The sequence below is a fragment of the Stenotrophomonas sp. SrG genome (genome assembly GCF_050031795.1).
GTDB lineage: Bacteria > Pseudomonadota > Gammaproteobacteria > Xanthomonadales > Xanthomonadaceae > Stenotrophomonas > Stenotrophomonas rhizophila_A.
Map to the genome: position 1 here is coordinate 132,254 of NZ_JBNBBE010000001.1, position 22,296 is coordinate 154,549.

At 63.3% G+C, this 22,296-nt stretch carries 21 protein-coding genes; 12 read left to right on the plus strand and 9 right to left on the minus strand.

What is annotated here, in order from left to right; all coding sequences use genetic code 11:
• Window positions 1–13: 13 nt before the first annotated feature.
• Window positions 14–1,162, minus strand: a complete 1,149-nt coding sequence (locus ACQG3P_RS00590) for an SPFH domain-containing protein (protein ID WP_068852230.1) — start codon at window positions 1,160–1,162, stop codon at window positions 14–16.
• Window positions 1,163–1,407: 245 nt separating this feature from the next.
• Here ACQG3P_RS00590 and ACQG3P_RS00595 point away from each other — a divergent pair, with 245 nt between their 5' ends.
• From ACQG3P_RS00595 to ACQG3P_RS00625, 7 genes are all read left to right on the plus strand, one after another.
• Window positions 1,408–1,962: a calcium-binding protein gene (locus ACQG3P_RS00595; protein WP_426803861.1), complete on the plus strand. Its 555-nt coding sequence runs from the start codon at window positions 1,408–1,410 to the stop codon at window positions 1,960–1,962.
• A 168-nt stretch (window positions 1,963–2,130) separates the two neighbouring features.
• Window positions 2,131–2,481 carry a hypothetical protein gene (locus ACQG3P_RS00600; protein WP_426803862.1) on the plus strand — a complete coding sequence of 117 codons (351 nt, stop codon included), beginning with the start codon at window positions 2,131–2,133 and terminating at the stop codon, window positions 2,479–2,481.
• Between the two features lie 821 nt (window positions 2,482–3,302).
• On the plus strand, window positions 3,303–3,716 hold the full coding sequence (locus ACQG3P_RS00605) for a hypothetical protein (protein WP_426803863.1): 414 nt from the start codon (window positions 3,303–3,305) through the stop codon (window positions 3,714–3,716).
• A 747-nt stretch (window positions 3,717–4,463) separates the two neighbouring features.
• Entirely contained in the window at window positions 4,464–4,685 is a 222-nt protein-coding gene (locus tag ACQG3P_RS00610; RefSeq protein WP_426803864.1) for a hypothetical protein, read from the plus strand.
• Window positions 4,686–4,900: 215 nt separating this feature from the next.
• A complete protein-coding gene (locus ACQG3P_RS00615) occupies window positions 4,901–5,458 on the plus strand; it encodes a tetratricopeptide repeat protein (protein WP_426803865.1) in 558 nt (185 codons plus the stop codon).
• Window positions 5,459–5,478: 20 nt separating this feature from the next.
• On the plus strand, window positions 5,479–5,853 hold the full coding sequence (locus tag ACQG3P_RS00620; protein WP_426803866.1) for a hypothetical protein: 375 nt from the start codon (window positions 5,479–5,481) through the stop codon (window positions 5,851–5,853).
• A gap of 85 nt (window positions 5,854–5,938) precedes the next feature.
• Entirely contained in the window at window positions 5,939–6,130 is a 192-nt protein-coding gene (locus tag ACQG3P_RS00625; protein WP_426803867.1) for a hypothetical protein, read from the plus strand.
• Window positions 6,131–6,266: 136 nt separating this feature from the next.
• Here ACQG3P_RS00625 and ACQG3P_RS00630 read toward each other — a convergent pair whose 3' ends face one another.
• A complete protein-coding gene (locus tag ACQG3P_RS00630; RefSeq protein ID WP_426803868.1) occupies window positions 6,267–6,542 on the minus strand; it encodes a hypothetical protein in 276 nt (91 codons plus the stop codon).
• A 150-nt stretch (window positions 6,543–6,692) separates the two neighbouring features.
• On the opposite strand from ACQG3P_RS00630, the gene ACQG3P_RS00635 reads away from it, so the two are divergent.
• Both ACQG3P_RS00635 and ACQG3P_RS00640 read left to right on the plus strand, forming a co-directional pair.
• Entirely contained in the window at window positions 6,693–7,010 is a 318-nt protein-coding gene (locus ACQG3P_RS00635) for a hypothetical protein (RefSeq protein ID WP_426803869.1), read from the plus strand.
• Window positions 7,011–7,106: 96 nt separating this feature from the next.
• Entirely contained in the window at window positions 7,107–7,433 is a 327-nt protein-coding gene (locus ACQG3P_RS00640) for a hypothetical protein (RefSeq protein WP_320458991.1), read from the plus strand.
• A gap of 89 nt (window positions 7,434–7,522) precedes the next feature.
• Here ACQG3P_RS00640 and ACQG3P_RS00645 read toward each other — a convergent pair whose 3' ends face one another.
• Window positions 7,523–8,734 (minus strand): sensor domain-containing diguanylate cyclase, encoded by a 1,212-nt coding sequence (locus ACQG3P_RS00645; protein ID WP_254622176.1) that lies wholly within the window; start codon window positions 8,732–8,734, stop codon window positions 7,523–7,525.
• 156 nt (window positions 8,735–8,890) lie between these two features.
• Between ACQG3P_RS00645 and ACQG3P_RS00650 the strand changes: the two genes are divergently transcribed.
• Both ACQG3P_RS00650 and ACQG3P_RS00655 read left to right on the plus strand, forming a co-directional pair.
• Complete coding sequence (locus tag ACQG3P_RS00650) at window positions 8,891–10,936, plus strand: TonB-dependent receptor (RefSeq protein ID WP_426803870.1); 2,046 nt, start codon at window positions 8,891–8,893, stop codon at window positions 10,934–10,936.
• Window positions 10,937–10,989: 53 nt separating this feature from the next.
• Window positions 10,990–11,430: a hypothetical protein gene (locus ACQG3P_RS00655; protein WP_210132609.1), complete on the plus strand. Its 441-nt coding sequence runs from the start codon at window positions 10,990–10,992 to the stop codon at window positions 11,428–11,430.
• A gap of 339 nt (window positions 11,431–11,769) precedes the next feature.
• Here the strand turns inward: ACQG3P_RS00655 and ACQG3P_RS00660 are convergent, their stop codons facing one another.
• The 5 genes from ACQG3P_RS00660 to ACQG3P_RS00680 all read right to left on the minus strand — a co-directional run bounded on the left by ACQG3P_RS00660 (window position 11,770) and on the right by ACQG3P_RS00680 (window position 19,634).
• Entirely contained in the window at window positions 11,770–13,818 is a 2,049-nt protein-coding gene (locus ACQG3P_RS00660; RefSeq protein WP_426803871.1) for a TonB-dependent receptor domain-containing protein, read from the minus strand.
• 152 nt (window positions 13,819–13,970) lie between these two features.
• Complete coding sequence (locus ACQG3P_RS00665; RefSeq protein WP_426803872.1) at window positions 13,971–15,569, minus strand: SDR family NAD(P)-dependent oxidoreductase; 1,599 nt, start codon at window positions 15,567–15,569, stop codon at window positions 13,971–13,973.
• A gap of 149 nt (window positions 15,570–15,718) precedes the next feature.
• Window positions 15,719–17,104 carry a cytochrome c gene (locus tag ACQG3P_RS00670; protein WP_426803873.1) on the minus strand — a complete coding sequence of 462 codons (1,386 nt, stop codon included), beginning with the start codon at window positions 17,102–17,104 and terminating at the stop codon, window positions 15,719–15,721.
• A gap of 10 nt (window positions 17,105–17,114) precedes the next feature.
• Window positions 17,115–18,890, minus strand: coding sequence for a GMC family oxidoreductase (locus ACQG3P_RS00675; RefSeq protein ID WP_093536449.1), 1,776 nt, complete (start codon window positions 18,888–18,890; stop codon window positions 17,115–17,117).
• 3 nt (window positions 18,891–18,893) lie between these two features.
• Window positions 18,894–19,634, minus strand: a complete 741-nt coding sequence (locus ACQG3P_RS00680; RefSeq protein ID WP_426803874.1) for a gluconate 2-dehydrogenase subunit 3 family protein — start codon at window positions 19,632–19,634, stop codon at window positions 18,894–18,896.
• A gap of 181 nt (window positions 19,635–19,815) precedes the next feature.
• Here ACQG3P_RS00680 and ACQG3P_RS00685 point away from each other — a divergent pair, with 181 nt between their 5' ends.
• A complete protein-coding gene (locus ACQG3P_RS00685) occupies window positions 19,816–20,757 on the plus strand; it encodes a LysR family transcriptional regulator (RefSeq protein WP_426803875.1) in 942 nt (313 codons plus the stop codon).
• On the opposite strand, the gene ACQG3P_RS00690 is transcribed toward ACQG3P_RS00685, so the two are convergent.
• Window positions 20,754–22,265 carry a DUF1254 domain-containing protein gene (locus ACQG3P_RS00690; protein ID WP_426803876.1) on the minus strand — a complete coding sequence of 504 codons (1,512 nt, stop codon included), beginning with the start codon at window positions 22,263–22,265 and terminating at the stop codon, window positions 20,754–20,756. The two genes, ACQG3P_RS00685 and ACQG3P_RS00690, sit on opposite strands and share 4 nt — an antisense overlap.
• Window positions 22,266–22,296 lie beyond the last annotated feature (31 nt).

The following is a 22,296-nucleotide window of genomic DNA, read 5'->3' on the forward strand; positions in this document are numbered from 1 at the left end:
TCGTGTGTCCGCCTTACAGACCCAGTGCCTTGGCCTTGAGCGCGTTGTAGTCGTCCTGGGTGATCAGGCCGAGGTCCAGCATCTCCTTGGCCTTCTGCAGCTTGGCCACCGGGTCATCGGCCGCAGGGGCCGCCGGGGCGACCGGCTGCTGCATCGCGCCGGCGCCGAACATGCCGGTCGCCATGCCCACACCGACCAGGCCTGCCGCGCCGCCATTCTCACCGGCCGACTGGATGCCTTGGGCCACGCTGGCCTGCAGGTTGGAATTGCCACGCCCACCCGACAGCGCATCGGCGCGCTGCACCGTCTTGAGCAGCTCGCGGGTGTTGGCGTCGTATTCAATGGAAACGATGGCGGTCTTGACGATGGCCAGGCCACGGTCGGACTTCCACTGGTAGCCCTGCTCAACCGCCGCCGACAGGCTCTGGGCAAAACCCAGCGAATCCTGCTGCAGCTTGGTGATGCGGTTGCCCTTGCCGGGATCGTTGGTGTACAGGCTGAAGGCCGGCGCGAGCGAGCCAACGACTTCGTTGAACAGCTGGCTGGCCGCGGCGTTGTCCAGGTCGGTGAAGTCGAACACCTTGCCCGGCTGCAGGTAGCTGGCCGGCACGAAGTTCTTCACGAACAGGATCGGGTCGACGATCTTCAGCGTGTACGAGCCACGCGTGACCGCGCCCACCTGGGTGTTGAGGAAGCCGTCGTCCCAATAGATTTCCGACTGGGTGCCGAAGCGGTTGTCGGGCAGCTCCTTCAGCGAGACAAAGAACGCCGCCTGCTGGCCGCCCGGCTGGCCGCCGAACTTGAAGCGCTCCCAGCTCTGCTTGATCAGCGGGGTGACGATGCCGTCGCCGGCGAAGATCGACTGCGAGTTGAGGTCATCCGACCGCCACTCATAGCCACCCGGTTCGGCGACGAAGCCGGTGATGGCGCCATCCTGGAACAGCAGCAGGCCGTAGCCTTCCGGCACCACGATCTTCGAGCCATTGGTGATGATGTTGGACGAGCCGCTGGTATTGGAGCCGCGCCCGGCGTTGGTGCCCTGCGGCACGGCGGCGAACAGCGCCGCAGTGGCCGGCAGGCCTGCCGGGACGGTGTAGAAGTCCTTCCACTGGTCGGCCAGCACGCCGCCCACTGCACCTTTCACTGCCTGGATGAGACCCATGACCCGCTCCCTGAGATCCAACGACGGGCGGGGTGCCCGTCACGATGGAGGGACTATAGCAGCGGGGCATGGTCCGGGGATGGGCGTTTCCGGCAGGGGCGGCCTTACGGCAGGTCTCGCCTCAGCTTGGTAAGGCCTAAACCTTCAGCCGGAACCTGGGATATCCCGCAAAGGGGACTGTCCACGGCTCAACTGCTGCCGGCATGCCCGCTACCCACCACTGGATTTCTCCAAGGACAAGCGCTATGCCCGATCCAAACGTCGTCTACGGCACAGAACAGAATGAAACCCTGTACGGCTCTCTCGGTGAGGACATCATCTACGGCGGTGACGGCGATGACTCGATCAACGCAGGTGGCGGCAACGACATCCTGATTGGCGGCGCTGGCAATGATGTGCTGAATGGAAGTAGCGGTGCCGATGTGTATCGCTTCAGCGCAGGCTTTGGGAATGACAGTATCTATGGCTACGACGAAGGCGTGGTCGCGGGTGACATCATCGAGTTCGATGGCAGCATCTCGAAATCCGATGTGCGGATGGAGAAGAGCGGTTGGGACTTGATCATCACCATTGAAGGCATGCCCGGCAACTCAATTCGGGTTGAAAACTGGCAGCGCTGGAACTTCGATGGCGAGCGCGCGGGAATAAGATTCGGAGATGGCACCTTCTGGGGTCGGATGGCCATGATCGACCAGATGAACCAGCCCAGCACGGGAGCGGATGCCATTAATGGAGGTGGCGGTGATGACTATCGATGGATGGACCGGCGACGACGTTGGGGATGGTGGCGAAGGAGATGACCAGGTCTACGGCGGGGAAGGCAACGATCCGGTAATAGGCGGGGTGGGCGATGATCGGATCGGCGGTGGCGCGGCAGTCCGGACGTTCGGTCAACCGACCACATCACCAACCTTCCCGCAGTTCAAGTGGGCGTGTCCGACGCGGAGTGGATGGCGCAGGGCCTGACCATGCAGAAGATTGCAGAGCTGAGATGGGCAATCGCCAGCCATGCGATGGCCGCACAGGATCGCGGGCGCGGGAACGAGATTGATGTGAGCGCATTTGATGTTGGCGGCGACATCCCAAGTCACCATGCGACGTACACCCAAAGACCCAGCCAGGGACCCAGCCGCGTAGTTTCTGGGCCGATCGAGCCCTCGATCGCATCCAAAATTGGCGGCGTTGCTCGAGAGGCGATCTCTGGCTACTTCCGACCGCTCACCAGCATCATCGGCTTCAATATGCAGGGTCAAGACTTCGCCTTGGTGGCGATCAAGAACGGTATGAACTCCATACGGAAAGTTCTCGAGACGCAGTAGCGAACTCAAGCTCAGGCTTTGAGGCCGGATTCGCTTCTGGTATCTATGCAGTGAATAGCCTGACTGATGCGGTTGTGTCGGATGCGGTTGACGGTTTGCGTATTGTCACCAACGGCGAGGAGAGGCGGGAGTTTGCTCTAGGCATGGACACGCTTCTAACCACCAACCCCTTGACCACCATGGGCGCAGCGTGTGATCAGTTGAGCGCACTGTCCTATGAAGATCGGCTCCGATACGGTGGCTCGGCTATCCTCTCTTTTCCGAAGGGTGTGACGAAGCTCAGTAGCGTAATGCCTGTTAGCTCGTCCGGTGGTTTCAAAGCAGGCGCCTCCAGCTCGAGGAGGCGTTGGAGACCTGGAGAGGACTCGCCGTCCGCTTATCGCTGGTTCGTACGTAGACCCGAGCGTCGCCCCGGGCTTTGCTCCGGACCTGTATCGGGGAAACTCCAGGCATATCCGCTTCGGGCAGCCGACGATCAGTCCAAACTTCTCTACTGGACAGACTTTGCGGAAAACCATTGCCGAACTGGTGGGCGGGAAGTCACCCGACTCCATTGGCAAGCCCATCCGCCTAGTATATCTTGATGACAAGTATTTCACCTTGGATAACCGGCGTCTTTACGCACTCCAGCAAGCCAACCTCAACGATGTCCCGGTAGAGATCGTAGACCGAGACGCGTTGGTTATGCAGATGCTGGCAAAAGATGGACGAATGAATCCGATCGGTGGATAACGCCGAACGATTGAGATTGCGACGAAGGCGGAACGAAATGGCGTTCTAGCGCGACTGCGAGACGCTGGATTGATAAGGTGAGATGAACGATGAAAGTGTCAAAGTCAATTATTGAGCATGGCGATTTTCTGGCGTTCCCCGTCTGGATGCAGGACCCAGATACGGAACAGTTTTCGCCTATTATCCACCTGAATGAACAGATCGAGAGTATCGATGATCTTGTCTTCAGAGTTAAGGTAACAACACCTCAAGGCTTTTCTTTCGACGGCTATGTTTCGGGGCTGGGTCGAGTTGGAATGGGGATTTTCGCGAATGGGAAGATGTATGCCGTTAACGCAAATTTCCCAAAGTTCTCGATTGAAAGTATGGCGAGACTTTCTTCTGATAATCCAGAGCTCGGTCTTCCTGAAGCCTCTTCCCTCTTCCCGCTTAGATTTGAAACGATAATCGATAGGGAGCCGTTTAGGGAGTTTTCAGGTGAAATCGACGCGCGGATCCCGTAGCGTATTGCGCAACGCGTTGGGGTTGCACTGAAGGCATCTGACCTTGGGGTCAAGGAGATTGGCGGACTACGTCGCGTCCGAGGCAGCGTGGCGCAATGCTGGCTGCGAGGAAATGACCAGGCTGTACGAAGGCATCGGCGAGCTGATGCTGGGTGCGATTCCGCTCGAATGGCGGGCTGCGCCCCTCTTCAAGCCTGTCTTAAGAGTCGGTGTGAGCGTATTGCCCAGGCACGGCAACAATTCGGTGACCGGCCGAGTGATGAGGGCTTCGGCGGGTTCGACGACAACGCATGCAATGACACAAAGGCCGCTTACGACGCAGGTCGATTCACCATTTCACCCAAGTTAAATGTGGACGCAGCCATCGGCAACCGCGCGGACAGCATTGCAACCCGCAGTTTGATGAAGTGAGTGGAGCAGGAGGGGGCTGGCCGCGGATGTCAGGCTCAATCGCCGTTTGAGAGATCCGTCTGTCAGTGGTAAGTACCGCCGGACTGACATTGAGATTCGTTCAGAGAGGATTATTATCAATGGGGCGAGAGGGAGCAAGACAATGAGCACGCCCCAGATTAGCGACTTCATCTCTTACCCGAACGGTAATGCAATCGTCATTGTGCAACCCAACAAAATTCCAATCCTGCTATGCCGAGATCACTTATGAGTTACAAGTGTAAGGGTAAGCGCGACGTCCTACGTTTGCTCTCCTACATGATTGTGTACGCCCCGGACTTCCGTGATGACGCTGCCATGACGCTTGATATTGCGTTCAGTGATCTTGAAGACGGGTTTCAACTCTTGGAGCAGGGTGACGGTCGCCCGGCGCTTATAGAGGCGCTGGTGCACATGCGAGAGCTGGCGCGGGAGTCCCGTGCGCTTTTTGATCTAGGTGAGACAAATCCGGCTTGCCACAAGCTTCAGGCGCTTGAGGAGGTGTTGAAGCCGGTACGCGTAAAGGGTGCAGTCGCATAAGTGGTAGTTGCAGTTCCTGCGCCTGGATCGTGATTTGTAAATGCTTCCGGCGCCTGCCTTAACAGCGCCTCGCTTCCCATGCAGTAAGGAGCAGGTCTATCTTTTGCAAAAAATTGTGGAGTGACTCATTCTTACCGACTGCGCGGACAGGATGCGTGCGATTCAACCGGGTTGCACCAATCCCTGCAGCGATAAAAACTCAAAGTAATGCTGAGATGGACTACCAACTTCCTGATGTGGATGAACTGCTGGTGCTCTCGGTTGATGCAATTGGGAAGGGTCTCCAAGCTGACGCAGTGGTACTCCTCAAGTCATTGCTGGCGCGCGACGCGACGAACACGTACGCCATCTATCTGTTGGCAGCCCAACACGCCCAGCTGGGTATGGCCGATCGCGCCGAACAGGGATTCCGAAAGGTGGTCGAAAGCGCCCCAGGGCTTTCTATTGCCCGCTTCCAATACAGCCAGTTGCTGATGGGTCAAGGTCGTAACGAAGAGGCAACTGACATGCTTGCACCGATCCTTGAGCAGGTCGATGACTTGGGAGCCTATGCCCGTGCACTGAGTGCCGCAGGCCAGGATCGGATCCAGGACAGCCTGCGTGAACTGGACAAAGGGTTGGAACTGCCTCAGTCGATCCCCGCGCTTACCATTGACATGCGTCGGCTCAGGGAACAGCTCGGCGCCGTCACCTCGCAGGTAGCCAGTGAAGTTGTCGCGATCAACGAAACCCCGGCAGCGATGTTCCTGATCGGCTATGGTCGAACCAACTAGCCCTCGATATTGAGCTTTCTGTGCCGATCGACCGCACCCACCTCTCATCACCGCTGATCGCCGCCGCGCGGGCCGAGACCGCCGCTTTCCGCGTCTGGCGGCTGACCGCGATGACTTCATCCAGAACGCCAACATTGGGTTGCTGGAGCCATCGACCAGAACGCCAACATGGGGTTGCTGGAGCCATCGACCGCTATGACCCCGGCCGTGGCATAGCGTTCCAGGCCTATGCCATGGCGCGAGTGCGCGGCTCTGTGTTCAACGGGTTGCGGGCCATCCTGAGGGGGCAGGCGAGCGAGCGCTACCAGGAGCGGCTGGACACGCTGCAGGACCAGGAGGCATTCGGCTCGCACGCTAAAGTGCTAAAAGCCACTCGCTCCGGAATTTGCGATTGAAAGCGTAACGATGCCCTCGGCTGACATGACGGCCTTGGAAGCCCACTCTCTGGGCGCGTGATGGACAGGATGGAGAATCAATAAGATGACTGACGTGGTCGTTCCTGCGTTCCAGACGTTTGAATCCGCGCTCGCTGAATTTATGAAGGATGGCTCTGTTTCTACGGTTCGTTGCGAGCGATGCGATGGGTTGATTGAGATCACTGCGCCGAATCAGTCCGCAATGTTCATGAGATGCAGTTGCGGTGCCTACAACGATACCTTGCGCGGACTTTGAGGTAATCCAGAATGTGGCTAGGGGTTGCTGCCGACGCAATCCATGAACTGCGGGAATGGCCGTCAGCCGCTGCCCGGAAGGTAAGGCGCGCGGCGCTGGCGGGACTAAAGATGGCGTTGTCGCAGTGCTGAATGGCTTATGGCAAATCGCACTTCATCTTACCGTCGACGTAATACGGCTTGGGCACGTTCGGGTTCTCGCTGGTCTTCTCGAAGACCACCTCAAAGGAGGTTGCATCCGGCGTGCCCTTGCGCTCGGTGCAGGCGTCCTGCAGCTTCTTCTTGACCGCGGCGATGCCCGCGTCGCGATTGGCGCCGTCGGCGCTGTTGGTCAGGTTGGCGACTTCCGCGAAGGCGAGGGAACTCATGCCCAGCAGGCATCCGGCAAGAACGGCAGCGTACAGCTTCTTCATTGCGACTCCTTTGCAGTGTTCGATTGCTTCCCTCGATCAAGCCGAGCGGAATGATTGATGCGCCGGGCGTTGTTCCTGCAGCGCGCTGATAGGATAAGCAAGGCAGGTTAAGGCTTCGTGGTCGGTATGGGACGGAAGGAGTGATGCAGGATGCTTATCAAGGCGATGGCGTGGTTGCTGGTGCTGGCGGCGGCATTCTTCGCGATGGTTGGAGCCGCGCCGTTCGGTGGCGGCGTGTTCTTCCCGATCGTTTCACTGCCAGCCGCTGCGTTCATGGCGTGGCGGGGTCAGGTCGTGGCGCCGTTGCTGGTGGTTTGCTGGGCCGTTATCGGTTTCTGGATTTCGGTATTCCCGATGGAGCAGATATTTGATGGGTGGGGGATCGTGGGCTGGCTTGGGACCTGGACTGCGGTATTGTTCGTCGGGGTTGTTTGGGGTCGGCCGGCGGATCACGACCAACGGTCGTGATCTACCGGGCGATGTGCGCGGAAGCGGGGCGGCGCCATCATAAAATTTCCGGAATCGTGCGCCCATCAAGGCAGGGGTACTGGTATGGAGAAGGGCGTGGAGTTCTTCGTTGACACCATTACGTCGGGGCGCAATGGTGAGAGAAATTTCGTCGGCTACGTCAACGCGGGCGGATCCGTTTCGCTTGGGGACATGTTCCGCGTTGCTTACTTCATACCGCGGACAGTGGAGGACGTACGTATGGGCCGTCCGCTCTCAGCGCCCATCAATGTGAGGTCCGTCTCCCTGGAAGTAGCAAGCATTGAGGTGATGAGGCGTAGTCTCCAGCAGCTTAATCACGGTATTACGGCGATAGTGAGGCTTGTTGGTGAAGGCGGCGACCTCATCGTCGAGGGTGATCGCTTAGGCACTGGTGAGCCGTGACGAAGATTAGTTTCAGTAAGCTCACTGCTGGTCACGACCTGAAGTCGTGACCAGCGGGCGTCGGTCGGCGGTAGGTTTTCGGCCTCGATTCACTCCGGTCGTTCGCGGCGGCGGCGCTCGTAAAGCTTCATGTCTGCGCGGTTGATGGTGTCGGCGACGGTCTCGGAGGGGCGGCTGATGGCACAGCCGCCTGAGAAGCGGACCGGTGCGAGGTGGGCGCGCGCCTGGTAGGTCTCTTCCAGTACCTGCAGCCGCTCCATCCTGGCGCCGGGTACGAACACCAGGAACTCATCGCCGCCCAGTCGTACCACCACCTCGTTCTCTTCCAGCGGGCTGGAAAGGAACGCCACGAACTCGACCAGCACCGAGTCGCCGTGCGCATGCCCCTGGGTGTCGTTGATTTCCTTGAAGTGGTCCAGGTCGAACACCAGGCAGCCCCACGCTTCCAGTTGCTGCTGCGCGAGTTCGGCCAGGTAGCGCCGGTTGAACGAGCGGGTCAGCGGATCGCGGATCGCCATTTCCAGCAGCTGGCGCTCCTGCAGGTGCTGGGTGGTGATGTCCTGCGCGTGGCCCAGCACGTACGGCGGGTCAGCTTCGGTGTCGAGTACGTTGTGATACGCCCAATAGCGGCGTGAGCCATCGTCTGCCACCAGCTCCATCAGGCCGGAGTCGCTCTGGTTCTCCGCGACGCGTTGCAGGTAGTACTGGAGCTGATCCTGGCGTTCCAGCGGAATGATCTCTGCCAGCGAACGACCCAACAGCTCGGCTTCGGGGCGGCCCAGTGACAGCGAGGCTGCAGGATTCACGGACGTGATCTCCCCGGACAGCGTGTGGGTGCAGATCAGGCCCAGGCTGTGCTGGAACAGGCGGCGGTAACGCGCTTCGCTCTGCGCCAGTGCATCGACGGCGGAGCGTTGTTCCGTAACGTCCTGGATGGCGCCGATCAAGCGTGCGCCGGTCGCGTCCTCAACGCGCTTTCCTACGATATGCAACCAGCTGCGTTCGCCAGCAGCGGTGATTGCGCGAAGCGTCAGGTCGATGGGCGAGCCATCGGCGGCACATGCGGCGATCGCTGCCTCCAGCTGCTCTTGGCCCGGTTGCGGGTAGAAAGACAGGGCGGCACCCACATTCGGATCGAAGTCCTCGGGTACGCCATGGATCAAATGGGTCTCACGGGTCCAGGACAGCGTATTGGTGTCCAGCGCCAGCTCCCAGCCGCCCACCTTGGCCAGTGTATTGGTCTGCTCCAGGAAGGCTTGGCTTCTCAGCAACTCCTGGTGCAGGCGTGCACGTTCGGTCATGGGTTCCTCCGCAGCATCTGCCGCCATCGTAGGCATCGGGCCGGAAGCGGTTGGTGAAGCTGCTGCAGAATTACGAGGATGTAATGTTATAGTGTCACATTACGCGCCCAGGCCGGCATCAGGCCTCCCCTCCAGATTTGTGACGCTTTCCTCTAAATGAAACGCCTTGCCTTGGTGACGGCCGTCGCTGCCGTCGTTTTTGCCCCCGAATCCCGCGCCCAGTCGTCCGATTCCGCACTCACCCTCGGCAAGGTCGATGTGCACCAGCACACCGAAGGCCAGCTCACCGCCCACCAGGTGCTGACCTCCGTGGACGTGCTTGGCGCCGACCAGATCGAAGACAAGAACGTCTCGCACAGCTGGGAACTGCTCGGCCAGATGCCCGGCATCCAGCTCACGGAAACCCGCCAGGGTGCCGAATCGGGCAAGGTCAGCTTCCGCGCCTTCAATGGCGAGGGCTATCTCAATGCGATCAAGACGCTGATCGACGGCGTGCCCAGCAACGTCAACAGCGGCAACCAGCGTTTCATCGACATGCTCTTTCCGCTCGAAATCAGTTTCATCGAAGTGGTGCGTGGCACCAACGACCCGCGTTATGGCCTGCACAACATTGGCGGCAACGTGAACTTCGGCACGCGCCAAGGCGGCAACTACATCGACGGACGGTTCGGCTACGGCAGCTACAAGACCCGCGATGCGCAGTTGGCCGTTGGCCGTGAGAGCAACGGGTTTGCGCAGAACTACTTCATCGGCACCCAGGCTTCGGATGGGTACCGTGACCATGACAGCTCACGCAAGTACGCCATCGGCGGCAAGTGGTTCTACGGAAACCTCGACGACGGCATGCGCATCGGCCTCACCGCACGCGCCTACCACCACGAAGCCGAGGAGCCGGGCTTCATGACGGCTGAAGAACTCCGTACCGACCGCCGTGGCTCGCAGCTGCGCAACGCCAGCGATGGCGACGACCGCGACATGCGCCAGATCGGCGTGCACATGGACCTCAAGCTGGCCGACACCCTGTTCCTGGGCAGCAGGCTCTACTACAACCGCTACGAAGATGACCGCCGGGTAACCTTCAGCGACCTGCGCACCGGCAATGCGCCGCGCCAGCGCCGTGTGTGGGACGAAAAGCAGACGGGCATGCTCACCACGCTGACCTGGCAGCCCGGCGCCACGCTTACGCTGGAAGGCGGGGTGAATGTCGAGCGCCAGGACAACGGTTACGTCCGCGAGCGATTCAGCTACGCCGAGCCCACCGACTTCAGCGCTACCCCGGCACGCGTGCAGAACAACGACCGCCACACCTTCGACAACTACGGCGCGTATGTGCAGGGGATCTACCAGCCCATCGAGGCGCTGAAGATCGTGCCGGCCTACCGGGTGGACCGTTTTGATGGAGATACCCGGTTGCCGGGCGGCATCACCGGCCCGCTGCAGCGCTACGGCACCATCGAGCAGCCCAAGCTGAGCGTGGTTTATGCCTTCACCGACAGCACCAACGTCTACGCCAACTGGGGCCGCACCTTCCAGGTGCTGACCGGCTCCACGGCGCCGGCTTACCTCACGCCGGGGCAGGGCGCCATGAGCCCGTCCACCAACACCGGCATGGAGCTGGGCATGAAGTTCAGCCCGTTCGCCGGCAGCCAGGCACGCATCGCGGTATGGCAGCAGGATGCGGCCAACGAGGTCTCCAACATGCCCGCCACCGGCACCACCGTGACCCTGGGCAAGACCCGCCGCCGTGGCGTGGATGCGCAGATCAGCGCGCAGGTGGGCGAGAAGTGGACGGTATGGGCGTCCCACGCGTACCAGGAGGCGAAGATCGAGCGCGATGGTCGCGATGCCAGCGTGTCGCTGGAGGGCCGCGAAGTCGCCGCCACCCCACGTTACATCAGCAACATCGGCCTGGATTACCAGGCTACCGAAGCACTGCAGTTCGGGCTGCAGGGCAGGGCGCAGGGAGACTACTACCTGGAAGAGCGCAATGTGGCCGGCAAGTACGGCGGTTTCGCCGTGCTCGACCTGAGTGCCCGCTATGACATCAACCCTCGTTGGAGCGTGGATGTGCAGATGAAGAACGCCACCGACCGGAAGTACGACTATGCGTGGTACGACAGCTTCTTCTGGGAGCAGCCGCAGCCGATGTTCTCACCGGCTGCGGGGCGTTCGTTGTACCTTGGATTCAACATGAAGCTCTGACGATTTACTCCCCATTCGGCGTGGTACGCTCCGCCAAACAGGGGAGGGACTCCATGAGCAATCCGTATCAGGTGCCGGGCACCGAGCAGGTCGTGCGGGCATCACCGTGGCCGGGCAGGGCACACCTGACCATCGCCATCCTCATCGCGCTGTTCTGCGCGATGCAGTTCCTGGCGGTGTGGTTGGCGGTGCTGGAGATGGTGAAGAACGTTGGTATTGCGAATTCGCCCCTGGTGGAACTTGGCGGAAAGCTGGTGATGCCATTCTCACTGGCGCTCGGCGGCATCTTCCTGGCGTTCGGGCGCAAGCTTTCGGCCGTATTCTTCGCCGCCTACCTGATCCAGTACCTGGTCACGTACGGAACCAGTGGCCGGATGGACCTGGTGAGCGTAGCAGTGGTATTTGCCTTCCTGGCCTATGCCCTGTGGCGATGGAAGACGGGCCACCTCAGCGGGTGGCCTCGGCCCCGGAGCGGGATCGGGACTGCGCAGTAGCGCCCCAAAGAAGGAGAGCTCCGATCAAGCCCATTCATGTCGACGAGTTGCGAGAGATCGCGCGACGCCTGACGCAGAAGGAGCTTGAGGCGTACGTGATTCCGGATGAAATGCGGAATTCGCTGGCCTTGACCACGCTCTTCGAAGGCGATGATCGTGTTTTTGTACTCTATGTTCCTGGCGAGCAAAGAGAGAATGCACGCGTGATTGCGCGAACTACTGTCAACGCCGTGACTGGCGTTGCTTCCGTGGACATCTGCGGACTCGACAGGCAGTAGCCCGGCACTGATGAATGGGACGGACGGGCCACCTCGGGGTGGCCGCGTCCTCGGCGCGGGATCAGAACCGCGCAGTAGCGCCCACGAAGAAGGTGCGCGCACCGCCGTCGTAGTTGTTGCCTTCGTCGATGGTGGAGACGTCGCCGGCGTTCAGCACGCCTGCGCGGAGGGTCAGGTTCTCGTTGACGTTTAACCCGGTCACCAGGTCCCACGTGGTGTACGCCTTGGCGAACGTGGAGCTGGTGCTGGAGACCAGCTGTTCGCCGATGTGCTGCGCGCTCAGGTTCAACGACCACGCCTCGGTCACCTGCCAGTCCAGTGAGGTGTTGGCGGTGATCTTCGGCACCACCAGCAGGTTCGCGCCGGTGGTGCGGTTCTTCGATTCCAGCATGCGGGTGGCGTTGGTGGTCCAGCTCAGGCGCTCGTGCAGGGGCACGGTGAGGCTGGCTTCCACGCCGCGGGTGCGCGCCTTCTGGATGTTCTGCGCAACGGTCCACCAGAAACCGTTGACGAAGCTGGAGTCGTAGCCGGCAATCTCACGCAGCGGCACCTGCTCGATCTTGTCGTCGAAATCGGTGAGGAAGTAAGTGGCCGAGGCCGACCAGCCGCCGCGGTCGAAGCCGACGCCCAGCTCGTAGTTGGTGCTGGTTTCCGGTTCCAGGTTCGGGTTGCCGGCCATGTAGCAGCCGGTGGTGCCATCGGCGCTGACCGAGCGGTTGGTCCAGCCTTCCACGGTGAGGCTGCGGCAGCCGTTGCCGCCGGACTGGGTGGCGGCACCCGCGCTGCCCTGCTTCAGGTTCGGCGCACGGAAGCCCTGCGATACGCCACCGCGCACGGTCCAGTCATCGGACGGGTGCCACACGCCGTAGATGCGCGGGCTCAGGTTGTCGTCGTAGTTTTCGGTGTTGTCCCAGCGCAGGCCCAGGGTGAGCGTGAAGCGCTCATGCAGGGTGATGTGGTCTTCGGCGAACAGCGCCCACGAATCGGCCTCGTTGGTCGGGCTGATCCGGCCGCTGCCGCTCCAGGTCACCGGCACGGTGCCGATGGTGTCGGTGTTCTGCAGTTCTTCGCGCTTCCACTGGCCACCCACGTTCAAGCGGTGCTCGAAGCCCAGGTGGAAACCGGTGGCGAACGCGGTATCGAACACGGTTTCCTTGGCGTGGTTGCCGACCTGGCTGCCCTTGTCCTCGTAATCGTTCTGGGTCAGGGTGGATTTCGAAGTGCTGGCATCGCCATAGCGGCCGTCATGGGTTACCGCGTAACCGGTGTGCACCAGCTTGGACAGGCCCCATGCGCCGACATCGCCGCCCCCACTGTTGCGCTGCACGCCATGGATGGCTTCGAAGCCCATGGTGTGGTCGCCGTTGATCGCCCAGTTGAGCAGTGCGTTGGCGTTCTCGGCCTTGGTGCCCGGGGTCTGGCCACGACCACGATCGGATTCGCGATCGGTCACGTTTGCGCCGATGCGCAGGCCCAGGTTTTCCGTGAGCGGGCCGCTGAACAGCGCGCCCATCTGGGTGGTGTTGCCGCGCGTGGACGAATCGGGCTTGCTGTAGTTGAAGGTGACCGAGCCACCCCATTCCGGGGCGATCTTGCGGGTGATGATGTTGATCACCCCGCCCATGGCGTCGGAGCCGTACAGCGACGACATCGGGCCACGCACCACTTCGATGCGTTCGATCATGTCCGGCGACAGCCAGTTCAGATCCTGCGGGCCCAGGTCATCGCGGTAGTTCACGCCGGAGGAATTGCCCTGGCGGCGGCCGTCGATCAGGATCAGGGTGTACTGCTCGGGCAGGCCACGCAGGCGGATCTTCGACTGCGCACCAGACAGCGCGTAGCCACCGGTCACGCCCGGCACCGTGCTGAGCAGTTGGCCGATGCTGGTCACCGGCTTGCGCTCGATTTCCTGGCGGGTGATCACGCTGATGCTGGCCGGGGCGTCCTTGATCCACTGCTGGGCACCGGTGGCGGTGACCACTACCGTGTCCATGTTTTTGGCGTCGCCCGCGGCATCAGCGGCCGCATGGGCCTGGGGGGAGAGGGCGAGGGTGATCGCGGCGGCCAGAACGGCGGCGGCGTGAGCAGAACGGGGGGAGGAAACGTGCATCGAGCAAACTCCTGAGTAAGAGGGTCCGCTGGCGATGGCTGGGACGTCCGTGTGCGTTGTTCAAACAACTTTAACAATCGTATCACGAATCATTCGCATCAGATACATTGCGACATGAAGACGCCAGCATCCTGCCGGCGCCTTTGCGCGCCTCACCAATCGGTGGGCGCGTAGTCCTTCAGGAACTGGCCCCACACGTGCTCACCCGTGTTGAAGCCGTGGATGATCGGGTCGACGATGCGCGCGGCGCCATCAACGATGTCCAGCGGCGGGTGGAAGCGTTCTTCCTCCACCTTGCGCGCGGCGATCTCTGCCGGATCCTCGTCGGTGACCCAGCCGGTATCCACGGAATTCATGTGGATGCCGTCGTTCTGGTAATCGGCCGCCGAGGTGCGCGTCATCATGTTCAACGCGGCCTTGGCCATGTTGGTGTGCGGGTGGCGGGTGGTCTTGAAGTTGCGGTAGAACTGCCCCTCCATCGCCGACACGTTGACGATGTGCTTGTCGCGCTCGGGCGAACGCAGCATCAGCGGCTTCAGGCGCGCGTTGATGATGAAGGGGGCGATGGCGTTGACCAGCTGCGTTTCCAGCAGTTCCACCGACGGCACTTCGGCCATCAGCAGGCGCCAAGAATTGCGCCCGCGCAGGTCCACCTGCTGCAGGTCCTGGTCCAGCCGGCCTTCGGGGAACAGGTGCTGCTGGCCCAGCAGTTCGTCGGCCAGCAACGGCACCTGCGAGAGTTCGGCGGCGCGGGTCAGGCCATCGGCCCCCACCAGCGCCTGCTCCTGCAGCGACGGCACGTTGGCATCCGAACCCAGGCCCAGCATCTCGGGGCTGCGCAGCCCTTCGTACTGGCCCACCAGCTTGCGGATCGTTTCCGGCAGGTCGTGCAGGGCGGCGGTTTCGCCGGCCATCATGTGCGCGTAGAACTGCGGCGGGCGGCGCACGGTCTGGCAGGCGTTGTTGATGATGAAGTCCAGCCGCGTGCGGGTGGCCAGCAGCTCGTTGCAGAACGCTTCCACACTGGGGGTGTGGCGCAGGTCCAGGCCGTACACCTGCAGGCGGTGGCCCCATTCGGCGAAGTCCGGCTCTTCGGCATAGCGTGCGGCCGAATCGCGCGGGAAGCGCGTGGTCACGATCAGTTCGGCGCCGGCGCGCAGCAGCTTCAGGCCCGCCTGGTAGCCGATCTTGACCCGGCCGCCGGTGAGCAGCGCAACGCGGCCGCGCAGGTCGGCGGTTTCGGTGCGCTTGATGAAGTTCAGCTCGGCGCAGGCCGGGCACATCTGGTCGTAGAAGTGGTGCAGCTGGGTGAACTTCTGCTTGCACACATAGCAGTGGCGCAGTTCCGGCGAATGCACCGGCTCGGGCGTGGCTTCTGCGTTCTCACCGTTGTGCGCGTCGTGCAGGCCGGCCTTGTGCGGCGGGAAGTAGTTCGGCGTGCTGAACACCGGCTTGCGGCGCAGGGCGCGGATGCCGGTCTGTTCCAGCAGCGCTTCGGCCTTGCGGACCTTTTCCTGGTGGCGAACCTTGGCCTGCTGCTTGAGCATCGCCCGGCGTGCCTTGGGTTCGGGGTGGTAGACCTTCGCCACGACCTGGTGGAAACGCACGCGGTCGTCTTCCGGCAGCGTATCCAGCACGGCGCGGTCGGCCTCGATCGCCTCCAGCAGGTCCAGCGCGGCGCGCAGGCGGTCGGTCAGGGGCGGCTCGTCCTGGGGCAGGGCGTCGGCGGGAGAAGAAGCGATGGCGTTCACGTTGGATCCGGAGGTAGCGGCGGGAGGGCGGCCGGCAAGGCCGTCAACCGCGGGGGAGCGGCCCCTGCCGTTGCAGGGCAGGGGCGCTCGGAGGGCCGCTATTCTCCCCGATCCGGGGGATTCGTGCAGGCGGGGCCTGAACCGCCGGGTTATTCCGCGTCTTCGCCGCCACGGGCCGCAGTGGGATCGTGCGCGTCCTTGGCCGCCTTGGCTTCGTCCTGCAGGTGCTGGCGGACCTTTTTGGCCTGGTCAGCGGTCACCGCGCCGGCCTTGTTGCCGAAGTCCTGGCGGATGAAGGTCGCCAGCTGCGCGATCTCGGTGTCCGACAGGCGCTCGGCGAACCCGGGCATGCCCAGGTTGGACGGACGCACGGCGGTGGAGGGCAGTTCGCTGCCGGCCAGCAGCAGGCGGATCACCGAGGTCGGGTCATCGGCCAGCACGGTCGGGTTGCCGGCGATGGCCGGGAACACATCCGTGTAGCCCTTGGCATCGGTCCGGTGGCACGCCGCGCAGTTGTCGACGAAAAGCTCGGCGCCGCGGCTGTCGTTGATGCCGGTCTGCAGCTTGCGCGCGGTGGCATCGCTGGCGGTGTACGCAGAAGGATCATGCGCACGGGCCGGCAACTGCTTCAGGTACACGGCGATCGCCTTCAGGTCCTCGTCGGTGAGTTTCTGCGTGCTGTGCCGGACCACGTCGGCCATCGGCGTGCCCACCACCGCGCTGTGCGCATTGCGGGCGGTGCGCAGGGTGTCCACGATGTCCTGCTCGGACCAGCGGCCCAGGCCATCGGCCGCGTTGCCGCGCAGGTTCACCGCGTTCCAGCCGTCAATCACCTGGCCGCCGGAGAGATACGCCGTGCCCGATTCGTCCAGTGCCTTTTCCTGCAGCGCGAAGCCACGCGGCGTGTGGCAGCTGCCGCAGTGGCCCAGGCCCTGTACCAGGTAGGCACCGCGTGCCAGCTGCGGGTCGCTGTAGTGGCTCGGATCAAATGCCACCGCTTCCGCGTCGGGGGCGAAGGTCTTGCGCCAGATCGCCAGCGGCCAGCGCATCGACAGCGGCCAGGTGATGTCCACGCCCCGGTTTTCCTGATGCACCGGCGCGATATCGCCGTGCAGGAAGTAGGCGTGCAGCGCCCGTACATCGTCATCGGTGATACGCGCGTAGGAGGGGTACGGCATGGCCGGGTACAGCGTGCGGCCGTCGGGGGCGATGCCGTGCCGCACCGCGCGGTCGAAGTCGTCCAGCGAGTACGCGCCGATGCCGGTTTCCTTGTCCGGGGTGATGTTGGTGCTGTAGATGTTGCCCAGCGGCGAGGCCACCGGCAGCCCGCCGGCAAACGGCTTGCCGCCCGGCTTGGTGTGGCAGGCGGTGCAGTCACCGGCCGCTGCCAGGTAGCGCCCGCGCTCGATCAGGGCAGCATCGGCCGCAGGCCCATCGGCCAGCACGCGGGTTTTGGTGGGAATGAAGGCATAGGCCAGGGCCGCAAGCAGGACCACCAGGCCGATCACCACGATCCAGAGAAGAAGCTTTTTCATGCGCGCCTCCTCAGGCCTGGACCAGGGGGCCCGGATCGGGCAGGTACTTCTCGCGGATGGCCTTGGCCGCCCAGTACGCCAGCCCGCCCACCAGTCCGGTGGGGTTGTAGCCGTTGTTCTGCGGGAAGGCGTTGGCGCCGATCACGAACACATTCGGCACGTCCCAGCTCTGCAGGTAGCGGTTCAACGCCGAGGTCTTCGGGTCTGCGCCCATGATCGCGCCGCCGCAGGTGTGCGTGCTCTGGTACTTGGTGATGTTGTAGTGCTCGCCGTTCTTCTTGGCGTCACCACTCATCGACAGCGGATTGAGCGTGCGGCTCATCTGCATGGCCTGGTCCACGAAGAACTGCGATGCCTTGATCTCGTTGGGGTGCCAATCGAAGGTCATGCGCAGCAGCGGGCGGCCGAAGGAGTCCTTGTAGTTCGGGTCCAGGCTCAGGTAGTGCTGCCGGTAGGACATGCACGCACCCTGTACCTCGTAATAGAAGTTGTGACGGAAGTTGTCGGCCGCCGCCTTCTTCCACGCCGCACCCCAGTTCGGCGTGCCGGAGGGCACGTTGATGCCGCGCACCGGGCCGGCGCCGGGCTGCCGCGCCCAGACCAGGCCGCCACCGACGAAGCCGGCCTTGGCGTTGTCCAGCTGGTTGCCGTTGAGGTCGTCCATGGTGGTACCCGCGCCCCCGATGCCGATGAAGCCGTTGGCCTGCACGTCCTTGTCGAAGAACAGCACCACCCGGTTGAGGTTCTGGTAGGAGTAGTTGCGCCCCACGGTGCCGGTGTTGGTCTGCGGGTCGTAGGCTTCACCGATGCCGGAGACCAGCATCAGGTGCACGTTGTAGAGCTGGAACGCGCACAGCAGCACCATATCGGCCGGCTGCTCCACTTCACGGCCCTGCGCATCCAGGTAGGTCACGCCGGTGGCCTTGGCCTTGGTGCTGTCCAGGTTCACCCGCAGCACCTGCGAATGCGTGCGCAGCTCGAACTTCGGGCGCTGGCGCAGTACCGGCAGGATGCAGGCGTTCGGGCTGGCCTTGGAGTAGTTGAGGCAGCCGTAGTCGCTGCAGAAACCACACGCATTGCACGGGCCCAGCTGGCAGCCGTACGGGTTCACATACGGGCCGGAGGCATTGGAGGCCGGAATCGGGTAAGGGTGCCAGCCCATTTCCTTGGCCGCCTTGTAGAACTGCTCGCCGCCCAGGTAGTTCGGGTTCGGGCCGAGCGGATACTCGCCCGAGCGTGAGCCTTCGAACGGATTGCCGCCTTCCTGCACCACGCCGTTGATCACGCCGGCCTTGCCGGAGGTGCCGCACACCAGCTCGAACATGTTCAGATGCGGCTCCAGTTCGGCGTAGGTGACCGGGAAATCCTGGATGGTCATGTCCGCCGGGATGAAGTTCTTGCCGTAGCGCTCTTCCACGTTGGTGCGCAGGATCAGGTCTTCCGGCAGCGGCCGGAAGTGCGCGCCGGACCAGTGGCTGCCCGCGCCGCCCACGCCGGTGCCGGGCTTGAACGAGCCCATCTGCCGGTAGGGCACGGCGGTATCGGCCAGGGTGTGCCGCACCGTCACCGTTTCCTGGTTCAGGCTCTGCAGGTACTTGCGGTGCACCGAGCCTTCGAGCTCGTCCACCACCTTCGGGTAGGCGAAATCAGGCTGGGTATCGCGGTCGCCGCCACGTTCCAGCGCCACCACGTGCAGGCCGGCATCGGTAAGTTCCTTGGCCAGGATCGCCCCGGTCCAGCCCATGCCGACGATGACCGCATCCACTTTCGGTTTCGTGATTGCCATGCCTCAGCCCCTCCGCCCGGACAGATCCACCGGCGGCAGGGGGTAGGCCTTGTCGCGGACGCTGATCCAGTCTATGTAGTCCGCGCGCATGCCTGGGTAACCGATCATCTTCCAGGCGGCCATATCCTTGTTGGCGCCGTACTTGGGATCAGCGAAGTAGCCGTTCTTCACTTCGCCCAGCAGGTTGGAGAAGAACAGCTTGCTGGAGATCGCCTCCAGCTCCAGCTTGCCGCCCTCGGCCGCCTTGAGCAGGGCTTCCTGCTGTTCGTGGCTCAGCTGGGCGAAGGTCTTGCCATCGAACTGGCTGCGGCAGTGCGCATCGAAGGCATCGATGCCGACCTTCAGGATGTCACGCAGGGCCAGCTTGCCCTGGTAGCCGAACTCGCTGGGAGCCTCCAGGAAGGGACCCTGCATGTACCAGATCGCGCCGGCCGCGTAGGGGGTCTGCATGTGGCGGTCGAGGAACTCGGGCACGCCCGATTCCACCGCGCCGGGGCCGGTTTCATCGGAGGGGATCAAGCGGTCGCAGGCGGCGGTGATGAACGCCCACTCGGCCGCGTTGAAGAATTCGGGGGTGTAGTCCTTGGCGGCCGGGGTAGCCGGGGTGCCGCTCCCGGTGCCGGTCCCGGTGGGGGTGCCGGGGGCGCAGCCGGGCAGGGCGGCGGCGACGGGGAGCAGGGTAAGGCCCTGGAAGAAGCGGCGACGGGTCAGCGTCGGCCGGTTCTGGTCGGCATCATCTTTCATTGTGTGGCTACCTGGCGGGTGGCTGTGGCTGAGCATGGCGCGGGTCCTGTCGCGGCAGCGTGCTCGCCGAATGCGGCCGGCCCTTCCGCGGCTGGCATGAATGCGACCATTGTGTGGATGTGCGACTGTTTCCGTAATGGCAATATGGGAAAGGAACTCTTGCCAAACTGGAAACATCGGCGTGATCGACGACCTCAACGAGCTGCGCACCTTCGACCGCATCGTGCATGGCGGCAGCCTGTCCGCCGCCGCGCGCGACCTGGGCATCTCGCTCGCCGTGGTCAGCAAGCGGCTCACCGCACTGGAGCGTCGCGTGCAGGTGCGGCTGTTAAATCGCAGCACGCGACGCGCCTCGCTCACCGATGAGGGCAGCCTGTTCCACCTGCACTGCCGCCGCGTGCTGGATGCGGTGGAAGCGGCCGAGGCGGCGCTGGAACAGCGCCAGGACGTGGTGGCCGGCGTGCTCAAGCTCACCGCGCCCAATGGATTCGGACGCCGTCATGTGGTGCCGGCGGTGCGCAGCTTCCAGCAGGCGCATCCCGGGGTGCGCGTGCACCTGTCGCTGCGCGATGAGCTGGTGGACCTGGTCGGCGAAGGCGTGGAGCTGGCGCTGCGCTATGGCGCGCTGGACGATTCCCGTCTGGTGGCGCGCGAACTTGCGCCGAACCGGCGCATCCTCTGCGCCTCACCGGACTACCTGCAACGGCGTGGCACGCCGTCGAGCATCGACGACCTGCACGGCCACGATCTGATCGCCTCGGGCAGCCCGCCGGTATCGCAATGGGTGTTCGCGCAGCCCGGCGGCACCATCGCGTTTCCATTGGACGCTAGTACGCTCTGCGACGATGGCGAGGCGGCGCAGATCCTGGCGGTGCAGGGCGCCGGCATCGCCCGCAAGTCGATCTGGGACGTGGCCGATGACCTCGACGCAGGGCGCCTGAAAGAAGTGCTGCCCAACTGCGCGCTGGCGACTTCGCCGCTGAGTGCCGTGTACGCCCCCGGGAAGCAGGTCGCACCCCGGGTCCGTGCGTTCCTTGGCCACATGGTGCAGCAGCTGCAGCAGTCGGCCGGCTGGCGGCATGCCAACCGGACGATGCCCGCCATTGCACTGACCGGGACTTAATCGGCCTTGCGCTCAACCGGCGTCAATGCCGGTTTCTGCCAGCTGCGGTCCAGCACGGTCTGGCCAGGGCTGTAGTTGCGCAGGATGACGTAGAACGGTCCGGCCGGCGCCGGCAGCCAGTTGGATTCCTTGTCCTTGCCGGGCGACGCCTGCTGGATGTACAGGGTCAGGCCGCCATCGGCATCCCGCTTGAACGTGGGCAGCATGGCCGAGTTGATCAGGTAGCGGTCCAGCGGGTTGTCCACCAGCAGCTTGCTCTTGCCGTCATACAGGGTGACCGACCAGAACGCGTTGGTCGGCGGAAGCTGGTCCTTGGCGAAGCGCAGCACGTAGTCGTGCTGGCTTCCATCGGCGGGCCTGCCCTGCGCATCCACGAAGTAACTCTGGTAGTCGGCCTCTGAAGCGGAGTTGCCGTAGATGCCCAGCTTGGCGCCGGCAAAACGGTACAGGTAGTTGTCCTTCAGCGCCGCGCGGGTGCCGAACATATCCGCACTCGAGACCTTCTCGGTGTTTATTTCAGTGGCGATGAACTGTTCCAGTGCCTGGTTGGCATCTGCGATGCCTGCGGTGATGGCCTCGCGGTCGGCCGGCGGCAGCGCGGCTGCATCGAAGGGCTTGCCGGCCTCAATGCCGATTCCCGCGAACCGTTGGCGAAGCGCGGCTTCGCTGTCCACGGTGGGCGCGAACTGCAGCAGGAAGTTGAGGTAGGAGAAGAAGCCCAGGCCATTGGCCTGTTCCGGGTCATACGGCGGGAAGGTGATCGGCGGGGCCGGCGGCGGTGCCGGCGTGCCCAGGAACGCGCTCAGCGGCTGCACCTTGTACTGCGCCTGCAGGCGCTTGACGTTGTCCAGGTCCGACGGCGAAAACAACTGGGTGCGGAACAGGCCATAGGCCAGCTGGGTTTCGGCGCGGAACACCTCGCGCACGCCCTTGGGTGTCTCGCCCTTCCAGTCCGGCCCGGCGACCATGAACACGCTGGCCTTGCCGTCGGTCGCGGCGCGGTTGATGTAGGCGAAGTTATAGGTATACAGGTCGATCAGCTGCACGGAGAAGTAGCGCTTGGCATCGATCGCTGGCACGCTGATGACCAGCGGTTCGGCGCGCAGGTCCATCCACAGGAACGAATAAGGCGTGTCCGAGTTGGGCGTGATGATCGAGGTGTCCTTCGGGGTGGCCACCTGCGCGACGTTGCCGATCTGGTTGAAGCCGGCGTGGAAGTTCGCACCCTTGGCATCCACGGCCTGCTGGTACATGGATTTGTAGCCTTCCACGATCGGGTAGCCCCAGATGTAGGCATCCTTGGCGGTCGCGCGCAGCTCGCTGACGCGGGTGGCATCAGCCGCGGCCGGGGCGGCGGGCTGCGCTGTCGAGGCAGGGTCGGGCGCTGGGGCGGCGCTTTCCGGTTCGCGCTTGCCGCAGGCGACCAGCGCGCAGAAGCTGATCAACAGGGCAGCCAGGTGGAGGCCGGCAAGGAACGGTGATCGCGTCTGGTTACGGGGCATGGCCATATTGTTCGCCTCCTGCGGCAAGGGATGCGGA

Bases quoted from the DNA above. Each gene is read 5' to 3' on its own strand.
- ACQG3P_RS00590 (WP_068852230.1), bottom strand. From the start codon at position 1,162: ATGGGTCTCATCCAGGCAGTGAAAGGTGCAGTGGGCGGCGTGCTGGCC.
- ACQG3P_RS00595 (WP_426803861.1), top strand. From the start codon at position 1,408: ATGCCCGATCCAAACGTCGTCTACGGCACAGAACAGAATGAAACCCTG.
- ACQG3P_RS00600 (WP_426803862.1), top strand. From the start codon at position 2,131: ATGCAGAAGATTGCAGAGCTGAGATGGGCAATCGCCAGCCATGCGATG.
- ACQG3P_RS00605 (WP_426803863.1), top strand. From the start codon at position 3,303: ATGAAAGTGTCAAAGTCAATTATTGAGCATGGCGATTTTCTGGCGTTC.
- ACQG3P_RS00610 (WP_426803864.1), top strand. From the start codon at position 4,464: ATGACGCTTGATATTGCGTTCAGTGATCTTGAAGACGGGTTTCAACTC.
- ACQG3P_RS00615 (WP_426803865.1), top strand. From the start codon at position 4,901: ATGGACTACCAACTTCCTGATGTGGATGAACTGCTGGTGCTCTCGGTT.
- ACQG3P_RS00625 (WP_426803867.1), top strand. From the start codon at position 5,939: ATGACTGACGTGGTCGTTCCTGCGTTCCAGACGTTTGAATCCGCGCTC.
- ACQG3P_RS00630 (WP_426803868.1), bottom strand. From the start codon at position 6,542: ATGAAGAAGCTGTACGCTGCCGTTCTTGCCGGATGCCTGCTGGGCATG.
- ACQG3P_RS00635 (WP_426803869.1), top strand. From the start codon at position 6,693: ATGCTTATCAAGGCGATGGCGTGGTTGCTGGTGCTGGCGGCGGCATTC.
- ACQG3P_RS00645 (WP_254622176.1), bottom strand. From the start codon at position 8,734: ATGACCGAACGTGCACGCCTGCACCAGGAGTTGCTGAGAAGCCAAGCC.
- ACQG3P_RS00650 (WP_426803870.1), top strand. From the start codon at position 8,891: ATGAAACGCCTTGCCTTGGTGACGGCCGTCGCTGCCGTCGTTTTTGCC.
- ACQG3P_RS00655 (WP_210132609.1), top strand. From the start codon at position 10,990: ATGAGCAATCCGTATCAGGTGCCGGGCACCGAGCAGGTCGTGCGGGCA.
- ACQG3P_RS00660 (WP_426803871.1), bottom strand. From the start codon at position 13,818: ATGCACGTTTCCTCCCCCCGTTCTGCTCACGCCGCCGCCGTTCTGGCC.
- ACQG3P_RS00670 (WP_426803873.1), bottom strand. From the start codon at position 17,104: ATGAAAAAGCTTCTTCTCTGGATCGTGGTGATCGGCCTGGTGGTCCTG.
- ACQG3P_RS00675 (WP_093536449.1), bottom strand. From the start codon at position 18,890: ATGGCAATCACGAAACCGAAAGTGGATGCGGTCATCGTCGGCATGGGC.
- ACQG3P_RS00680 (WP_426803874.1), bottom strand. From the start codon at position 19,634: ATGAAAGATGATGCCGACCAGAACCGGCCGACGCTGACCCGTCGCCGC.
- ACQG3P_RS00690 (WP_426803876.1), bottom strand. From the start codon at position 22,265: ATGGCCATGCCCCGTAACCAGACGCGATCACCGTTCCTTGCCGGCCTC.